We start from the raw sequence: 8,821 nt of genomic DNA, 5'->3' as shown, positions 1-8,821 counted from the left end.
TTTACGCTGGCCTGAAGGCCAAGGGCAAAGCGAGCAAGGTGGCGCTCGTGGCGGTCATGCGCAAAATGCTGGTGATCCTAAACGCCCGTAAGCGGGACGCCGAGGTGGCCCTCGGCTGCCCCTGACAAGACAGTTGCTACCAGAGCGGATTCGGGGGGTGGACCCACGCGATGCGTGGAGGGGCGTTACCCTGCCACCTTCAATCCACGCAGGAGCATCTCCAGCGCCGCCGTCGCCCGCCGCAGGCGCGCATCCCCCTCTTCGCCCTCGGCGATCCAGAACGCGGCCTCGGCCAGGCTGCCGTACACCAGCGACGCCAGCGCCTGCGCATCTACCGGTGCCACCATCCCCTGGGCGACCAGACGTTCGATCAGGTGCTGCATCGAGTGCACGCAGTGGCGCTGCGATTCCGGTGAGGCGCCGCCGAGTACCGCACGCGCATCGCGCAACACGATGCGCTGGATCTCCGGTTCCAGGGCCATTTCCAGATAGGCGCGGCAACGCTGCACGAAACCCTCCCAGGCATCGTCGGCGGTGTCACTGATCGCCTGCAGGCGCAGGTCGGTCTCGTTGTCGAGCTGGGCAACCACGGCCGCAAGCAGGCCCTTCTTGTCCCCGAAGTGGTGGTACAGCGCACCGCGGGTCAGGCCCGCCTGGGCGGTCAGGTCGTCCATCGAGGTGCCCGCATAGCCGTGCTCGCTGAACAGCCGGCGGGCGGCAGCCAGCAGGGTGGCGCGGGTTTCTTCCATCTCGGCGCGGGTGCGACGAACCATTCGGAGCTCCTTACATACGCAGTGCATGATTATTTACATACGACGCGTATGAATGTAGCCTCTTATTCATACGCTGTGTATGTATTGTCGTGGCGCGCTGTGCGCCAGGCAAGTCGCTGCCTTGGAGAACTGATGGCTACCCCCTACCGCGACCTGTTCACTGCCCCCGGCACTGCCGGCCTTGCCCTGGCCGGGCTGGTGGCGCGCCTGCCGCTGCCGATGACCGGGATCGGCATCATCACCCTGCTGTCCCAGCTGCGTGGCAGCTATGCGCTGGCCGGTGCGGTGTCGGCCACCTTCGTACTGACCTACGCGCTGCTGTCGCCACAGGTGTCGCGCTGGGTCGACCGGCGTGGGCAAAACAAGGTGCTGCCGTGGGCCACTGCGGCCAGCGCGGCCGGTCTGTTGCTGCTGCCCGCATGCACGCTGCTGGCTGCGCCGGACTGGATGCTGTTCATTGCGGCGATGCTGTGCGGCTGCATGCCCAGCGTGTCGGCGATGGTGCGCGCGCGCTGGACCGCGATCCATCGCGGCCGTCCGCTGCTGCAGACCGCGTACTCGCTGGAGACGGTGTTCGACGAGGTGACCTTCATTGCCGGGCCACCGTTGTCGGTGGGACTGTCGGTGGCCGTATGGCCACAGGCGGGCGTTCTGGCGGCGGCCCTGCTGCTGGTGCTCGGGGTGACCGCACTGGTCCTGCAGCGCGGCACCGAACCGCCGCTGCAGCCCTGCGAGAGCGTCACCCCCGTGCGATCACTGCTGCGGCAGCCGGAAATCCGCCTGCTTGCGCTGTTGATGCTGGCGATGGGGATGATCGTCGGTACGGTCGACATCACCAGCGTCGCCTTCGCCGAACAGCGGGGACAGCCGCTTGCTGCCAGCGCGGTGCTGTCGGCCTATGCGCTGGGCAGCTGCGCGGCGGGCCTGCTGTTCGGTGCACGGACGCTGCAGATACCGCTACCGCGCCTGTTGCTGACCGGCGCAGCGGCCACCGCACTGGCCACGGTGCCGCTGCTGTGGGTCGGCAGCCTGCCGGCGCTGGCCCTTGCTGTGCTGCTGGCCGGGGTGTTCTTCGCACCGACGATGATCGTGGCGATGTCGCTGGTCGAACAACACGTGCCCGAATCGCGCCTGACCGAGGGCATGACCTGGCTGCTGGCCGGATTGAACATCGGCGTGGCGCTGGGCGCAGCGCTGTCCGGGCAGAGCGTCGATGCGGGGGGCGTGCGCAGCGGTTTTGTGGTGGCGCTGGCGGCAGGCGGCGGCGTGCTGCTGTTCGCCGTGCTCGCGCAGCGTGCGCTGCGCCCGTCTGCCGCGTCGAGATCGCCCGAAGGCATCATCCCATGAGCGCGTCATCGCCTGCGCATCCTGCGCCCGTGGCCCGCCATCGGTGGTGGGCGGTGTCCGCCGTGGGCCTTGCCACGTTCTCGGTGGTCACCACCGAAATGCTGCCGGTCGGGCTGCTGACCCCGGTCGCTGAAGATCTCGGCGCGTCCACCGGTACGGCCGGCCTGCTGATCTCGCTGCCGGCCCTGCTGGCGGCGGTGTTCGCACCGCTGGTGGTGATTGCAGCCGGTGGCATCGATCGTCGCCGCATCCTGTGCGCGCTGCTGGGCCTGCTGCTGGTCGCCAACCTTGCGTCGGCACTGGCACCGGGCATCGGCTGGCTGCTGGCCGCGCGCGTACTGGTGGGGTTCTGCATGGGTGGCATCTGGGCCATCGCCGGTGGGCTGGCAGCGCGCCTGATACCTGCGCAGCGCATTGGCCTGGCCACTTCGATCATCTTCGGAGGCGTGGCCGCAGCTTCGGTGCTGGGTGTTCCGTTGGGCGTGCTGATCGGGGATGCCTGGGGCTGGCGCAGTGCATTCATCGCGATGGCCTTGTTCAGCGCGGCAGTGATGCTGCTTCACGTGTGGGTGGTTCCGGCGCTGCCGGTCAGTACATCGGTGCGGCCACGGCAGTTCGCGCAGCAGCTCGGTCATCGCGGACTGCAGCGGGGACTGGGGCTGACCCTGCTGCTGGTGTCCGGGCATTTCATCGCGTTCACCTATGTGCGGCCGCTGCTGACATCCCTGTCGGGCGTGGACGCGTCATGGGTCGGCGCACTGCTGTTTGCCTACGGCCTGGCCGGCATCGTCGGCAACTTCCTGGCCGGGCCACTGGCAGCACGCCATCCACGCGGCACGCTGCTGGCCATCGCGTCCAGCCTGCTGCTGACGCCTGTGCTGTTCCTGTGGATGGGAAGTACACCGGCCGGTGGCAGCGTGTTGATGCTGGTGTGGGGCCTGGCCTATGGCGGCGTGTCGGTCGGTCTGATGGGCTGGATGATGAAAGCGGTGCCGCAGGCCGTGGAGATCGCCACCGCGCTGTACGTGGGGGCGTTCAACATCGGCATCGCATTGGGCGCCTGGGGTGGTGGTCGCCTGCTGGATGGCATCGGGCTGCACGCCACGCTTTGGGCTGCGGCGGTGTTGGCGGGGAGTGCTCTGCTGATGGTTGCCACCACCCGCAGGTAGAGCCACGCCATGCGTGGATTCCCACCCTGTGCCGACCAAGGCTGGCCGCCACCTGAAATGAAACGGGCGCCTTGCGGCGCCCGTTCCGGTTACATCACCACACCTTGACCCGCTTGTCCGGGGCCAGGTACAGCTTCTGGCCTTCCTTCACCTCGAACGCCGGATACCAGGCGTCGATGTTGCGCACGGTCAGCGCGCGGAACTGGCCCGGTGCATGCACGTCGGTCAGCAGCGAATTGCGCAGCGCCTGCTCGCGGCTCTTGCTGCGCCACGCCTGGGCGAAGCCGAGGAAGAAGCGCTGGTCCGGGCTGAAGCCTTCCAGGGTCTGGCCCGGCTTGCCCTGCAGCGACAGCTGGTAGGCATCGTAGGCGGTACCCAGTCCGGCCACGTCGGCGATGTTCTCGCCCAGGGTCAGCTTGCCGTTCACATGCACGCCGGGGAACGGCTCGTAGCTGCTGAACTGCGCGGCGAGTGCATCACCGGCCGCGTTGAACTGCTTCAGGTCCTCGTCGGTCCACCAGTTGTGCAGCTTGCCGGTCTCGTCGAACAGCGCACCGGCGTTGTCGAAGCCGTGGCTGATCTCGTGGCCGATCACCGCGCCGATCGCACCGTAGTTCACCGCGTCGTCGGCGGCGCCGTCGAAGAACGGCGGCTGCAGGATCGCGGCCGGGAACACCAGGCGGTTTTCCAGCGGCACGTTCATCGCATTGATGGTCTGCGGCAGCATCGCCCACTCGCTGTGGTCGACCGGCTTGCCCAGCTTGGCGATGTTGCGCTGGTATTCGAACAGCTCGGCGCGCTGTGCATTGCCCAGCGGGTCATCACGACGGATTTCCAGGCCGGTGTAGTCGCGCCACTTTTCCGGATAGCCCATGCCCACGGTCAAGCCGGCCACCTTGGCCTTGGCATGTGCCTTGGTCTGCGGTGACATCCACGCCAGTGCGTCGATGCGCTTGCTGAAGGCGGCGATGATGTTCTTCGCCATCTCGTCCGCGCGTTCCTTGGTCCTGGCGTCGAAGTGCTTCTCGACGTAGCGCTTGCCGATGGCCTCGCCGACCGCATGGTTGGCATCGTCCACCGCGCGCTTCCAGCGATCGCTCTGCTGTGGCGTGCCGCTCAGCGCGGTGCCATGGAAGGCGAAGCGGGCGTCGGCGAACTTCTTCGGCAGGTAAGCGGCGGCACGGTCCAGCGCGTGGAACGCCAGGTAGTCCTTCCACGCGTCCAGCGGCTCGGTGGCGACCAGCCGGGACAGGCCGGCCACGGCCTTGGGCTGCCACACGATGAAGTCCTGCTGGTTGCCCAGTGCGGCTGCATCGAGGAAGGCGTTCCAGTCCAGGCCCGGCGCCTTGGCATTGAAGTCGGCCTGGGTCCAGGGATTGGCCCCCTTGGTCACGTCGTTGGTCTCTTCCTGGGTGGCATGCGCCTGCGCGATCTTGGTTTCCAGCGCGAGGATGCGCTGCGCCTTGCCGGCCGGGTCGGCGACGCCGGCCAGCTGCAGCATCTGCGCGATGTAGGCCTGGTACTGCTTGCGCAGCTCGGCCATGCGGCCATCGCCCAGGTAGAAGTCGCGGTCGGGCATGCCCAGACCGCCCTGCACCAGGTACGGCGCGGTGCGGTCCGGCTGCAGCATGTCCACCGACACCCACAGGCCGAACAGGCGGTCGGTGTAGAAGTTGGTGGCGTTGAGCAGGTCGACGTCGGCGCGCAGGTCGCCGCCGAGGGCGCGCGCCAGCCCGGCCTTGTCGGCGATCGCATCGATGGCCTTCAGCTGCGGCTGCACCGGCGCCAGACCGTGCTGCTCGATGCCGGCTTCGTCCATGTAGGCGGCGTAGTAGTCGCCGATCAGCTTGTCGTCGCCGCTGGCCTGGGTGTTGCCGGCAGCCCCTTCCAGGATGGCGCGGGTGTCGGCCAGGGTCTTCTCGGCAATGACATTGAAGCTGCCGAAGCGCGAGCGGTCGGCCGGAATCTCGGTGTTCTTCACCCAGGTGCCGTTGGCGAAGCCGAAGAAGTCGTCGCCGGCGGCGATGCTGCGGTCCATGCCGCTGGCATCGAAGCCGAAACTGCCCAGCATCGGCTTGGCCGCAGCGGGGGCGGCGTCGGCCGGGGCGGTGGCCGTGGCGGCCGGGTCGGCCGGGCGGTCACAGGCGGCCAGGGACAGGCTGGCGACGATGGCCAGCGCCAGGGTGGGACGGCGCAGCTTGGACATGGACTTCTCTTGCGGCGGAAAACACCAAGTCTAATCCGCTCCAGCGCCGCTGGCCGCTCCCCAGCGGCGCCTGCCCTGTGCAGGATCTGGCTGAACGCGCAGCGGCGATCTTCACGCCGTCACCGGGGTGGTGCATGCTGGACCCTCGAGCCCTGCGCGGACACGGGGAGGTGGCCATGCAGGACGGGGTCAGGCGTCAAGAATGGCGTCCGCCGGCCGTTGAGGTCGGGGACGTGGAGGATTCGTTCGCGCATGAAGCCAGCCGACTGCACAAGGAACATCAACCGATGCCCGCGCTGAAGCGGGCGTTGGCCCGGCCGTTGCGCGCCATTACCTGGGGCGGCGTGCTGCTGGGCGTGCTGCTGGTGGCCGGCCTGACCCTGATGCTGGTCAACGACCACCACCGCCGCCTGGAAGCGGCGCAGCGGCAGAGCCGCGCGCTGGCGGTGGGCAGCGAGCGCCTGCTGGCCCTGGAGCTGCGCAACCTGGAGCGGGCCATGTCCGGCATCGCCGCCGATGCCGCGGAACTGTTCCGCAGTGTGCCGGCGCAGGCGCCGGCCCTGCTCGATGCGTCCATTGGAGGGGTGCTGCGCCGGCACGCCGAACTGCACAGCATCGTGGTGCTCGACAGCTATGGCCGCGCATTGACGGCCGGCAAGGGCGACCTGCAGTTGCCGCTGTGGACCGATCCGCAACGGCGCGGCCCGGGCAGCGCGCTGTACATCGGCCCGCCGCAGCGCGCCAGCGACGGGGGCTGGGTGGTCCCGCTGGCGCTGCCGATGGCCGATGGGCGCTGGCTGCTGGCACGGCTGCGCTGTGGCGAACTGCAGCGCATCGTCGGCGGCCTGGATGTCGGTCCCAACGGATTGGTCTCGATCAGCGATGCCCAGGGCTACATGCTGGCCCGCGTACCCGATCCGCATGGCACGGTGGGCCGCCGCTATGACCTGCCGCGCCGGGACCTGCTCGGCACGCAGGCAGTGGTCGAGCTGGGCAGCATGCCCGGCGTCGTCGACGGCGTGCCGCGCATCCTCACCATCAGCACGCTCGAACGCAGTCCGCTGGCGGTACAGGTCGGCTTGGCCGACGAGGACGTGCTGGCACCCTGGTGGCCGTACCTGCAGGCCTCGGTGGCGATCGTGCTGGCCTACATCGTGGTGTTGCTGGTGCTGCTGTACGCCGTCCGCCGCAGTACCCGCAGCCAGCAGGCGATGGCCGAGGAACTGAAGGCCGGCCATGCCGAGCTGCGCCTGGCGCACCAGGTCGGGCGTGTCTGCACGTGGTACGTGGATGAGGACGCCGCGCTGCTGCGCTGGTCGCCGCTGGCCCGCGAGATCTTTGGGGTGCAGACCGACGCCTTGCCGGTTGCGGATTTCTTCGCGCGCGTGCATCGCGATGATGCCGCGCGCCTGCAGCAGGCGTTCGACCAGGCCTTCGCCGGCGGCGCGGTGCTCGACCAGGTGTTCCGCCTGGTGCTGCCCGGAGGCGAGGTGCGCTGGGTCGGCGCGCGTGGGCAGCGGGTGGAAGTGGCCGACAGCGAGCGGCGCATGATCGGTGCCCTGACCGACCTGAGCGAACGCTATCAGGCGCGCGAGCAGATGAGCGAAGTGGAGCGCCGCTTCCGCCTGCTGTTCGACCGCAATCCGGCGCCGTTCTGGGTGTTCGACCCGGATACGCTGCGCTTCATCGAGGTCAACGACGCTGCGGTGCGCCAGTACGGCTACAGCCGCGACGAGTTCCTGGCGATGAGCATCCTCGACATCCGCCCGCGCGAAGGCTGGGACGAAGTGCGTGGTGCCATCCAGCGGGCGCAGGTGGGCGATCCGCCCGACGCGACCGTGCGCCTGCACCGGCGCAAGGACGGCAGTGTGTTCGAGGTGCGCGCGCACCTGTCCAAGCTCGATTTCGACGGACAGCCCGCGTGCCTGGTGCTGGCCGAGGATGTCAGCGAGCGGCTGGCCTACGAGCGCGACCTGGCCTACCAGGCACGGCACAACCCGGCCACCGGCCTGCTCAATGTGCGCGCCCTGACCGAGCAGCTGGACGAGCAGGACGCCGGCTATACCATCGCCTTCGTGCAGCTGCGCGGCCTGCAGCTGGTGGCCGACACGCTCGGTCGCGAGATCGGTGATGCGGTGCTGCAGTCGATGGCGACCCGGCTCGGGGGCCTGGGCGCGCGCTGTGGCACGCTGGCGTTCCAGCCGGCCGAGGACTTCGTGTTCGCCATCGGTGCCGAGCACGATACCCAGCGCGTGCTGGACGACCTGCTGCAGATCGTGTCGGCGCCGATGCGCGGCAAGGACTCGCTGCACCAGTTCGAGCCGCGTATCGGCGTGGCCGTGCATATCGCCGGTGACGGGCACACGGCCGAGCAGGTGATCGGCATGGCCGCGCAGGCCGCGCATGCGGCGCGCGCCGAGGGCAACGTGGTGGTCTGGTTCGACGCGGCCGTGACCACGCGCCTGGCCGACCGCCTGCGCCTGGCCGGGCGCATCCATGCCGCCATCGACAACGAATTCCAGCTGTATTTCCAGCCGATCCGGCATGCCAGCGACGGCAGTCCGGCAGCGCTGGAGGCACTGCTGCGCTGGCCGCAGGCCGATGGCAGCTTCATCCCGCCCAACGAGTTCATCCAGCTGTGCGAGGACACCGGGTTGATCCTGGCGCTGGGCCGCTGGGTGATCCGCGCGGCGGCGAAGGCGCAGCGCCGTCTGGTCGACGCAGGGTGGGGCGAGCTGCCGATCGCGGTCAACGTGTCTGCGGTGCAGTTCTTCAACAGCGATCTGGTGGCCGAATTCACCCGTGCCCAGCAGGACTTCGGCCTGGCCCGTGGCGCGCTGCACGTGGAGCTGACCGAGAGCAGCCTGATGCGCAAGCCGGCGCAGGCGATGCAGACCATGCAGCGCCTGCATGAGCAGGGCATCCGCGTGTCGCTGGATGATTTCGGCACCGGCTATTCCAGCATGTCCTACCTGCAGCACCTGCCGCTGGACATCCTGAAGATCGACCGCAGCTTCGTCGCCGACGTGGAAACCAACCCACGCAATGCCTCGATCTGCCGCGCGCTGTTGTCGCTGGGGCACAGCATGGGCCTGACCATCATCGCCGAGGGCGTGGAAACGCCGGGGCAGCTGGACTGGCTGGCCGCGCACGGCTGTGACCAGGTGCAGGGCTATCTGCTGGGGCGGCCGGCGCCGCTGGAGCGGATCATCGACGCGCTGGATGAAGTCGCCGCCTAAGTGGGAGTGCCGGCCGCTGGCCGGCATTGGCCCAGGACCGGGAGGTGTCTGATTGCCGGCCAGCGGCCGGCACTACCGGCAAACGCC

General features: G+C 68.9%; 5 protein-coding genes and 1 pseudogene. 4 read left to right on the top strand and 2 right to left on the bottom strand.

Features of this window, described 5'->3' with window-relative positions:
• Window positions 1–125, top strand: a pseudogene (locus AC5P9C_RS08635) (IS110 family transposase); the annotation flags it as partial.
• A gap of 60 nt (window positions 126–185) precedes the next feature.
• On the opposite strand, the gene AC5P9C_RS08630 reads toward AC5P9C_RS08635, so the two are convergent.
• Entirely contained in the window at window positions 186–773 is a 588-nt protein-coding gene (locus tag AC5P9C_RS08630) for a TetR/AcrR family transcriptional regulator (protein ID WP_049464564.1), read from the bottom strand.
• A 132-nt stretch (window positions 774–905) separates the two neighbouring features.
• Here AC5P9C_RS08630 and AC5P9C_RS08625 point away from each other — a divergent pair, with 132 nt between their 5' ends.
• Window positions 906–2,120, top strand: a complete 1,215-nt coding sequence (locus AC5P9C_RS08625; protein ID WP_074725496.1) for an MFS transporter — start codon at window positions 906–908, stop codon at window positions 2,118–2,120.
• Window positions 2,117–3,289 carry an MFS transporter gene (locus tag AC5P9C_RS08620; protein ID WP_130768531.1) on the top strand — a complete coding sequence of 391 codons (1,173 nt, stop codon included), beginning with the start codon at window positions 2,117–2,119 and terminating at the stop codon, window positions 3,287–3,289. The genes AC5P9C_RS08625 and AC5P9C_RS08620 overlap by 4 nt, the downstream gene beginning before the upstream one ends.
• Window positions 3,290–3,383: 94 nt before the next feature.
• Here AC5P9C_RS08620 and AC5P9C_RS08615 read toward each other — a convergent pair whose 3' ends face one another.
• Window positions 3,384–5,495 carry a M13 family metallopeptidase gene (locus AC5P9C_RS08615; protein WP_049464558.1) on the bottom strand — a complete coding sequence of 704 codons (2,112 nt, stop codon included), beginning with the start codon at window positions 5,493–5,495 and terminating at the stop codon, window positions 3,384–3,386.
• Between the two features lie 176 nt (window positions 5,496–5,671).
• On the opposite strand from AC5P9C_RS08615, the gene AC5P9C_RS08610 reads away from it, so the two are divergent.
• Window positions 5,672–8,734: a bifunctional diguanylate cyclase/phosphodiesterase gene (locus AC5P9C_RS08610; RefSeq protein WP_049464556.1), complete on the top strand. Its 3,063-nt coding sequence runs from the start codon at window positions 5,672–5,674 to the stop codon at window positions 8,732–8,734.
• Window positions 8,735–8,821 lie beyond the last annotated feature (87 nt).

The organism is Stenotrophomonas sp. YJH_SMC_10, assembly GCF_059371555.1.
This window is presented reverse-complemented; position numbering and strand designations above follow the sequence as displayed.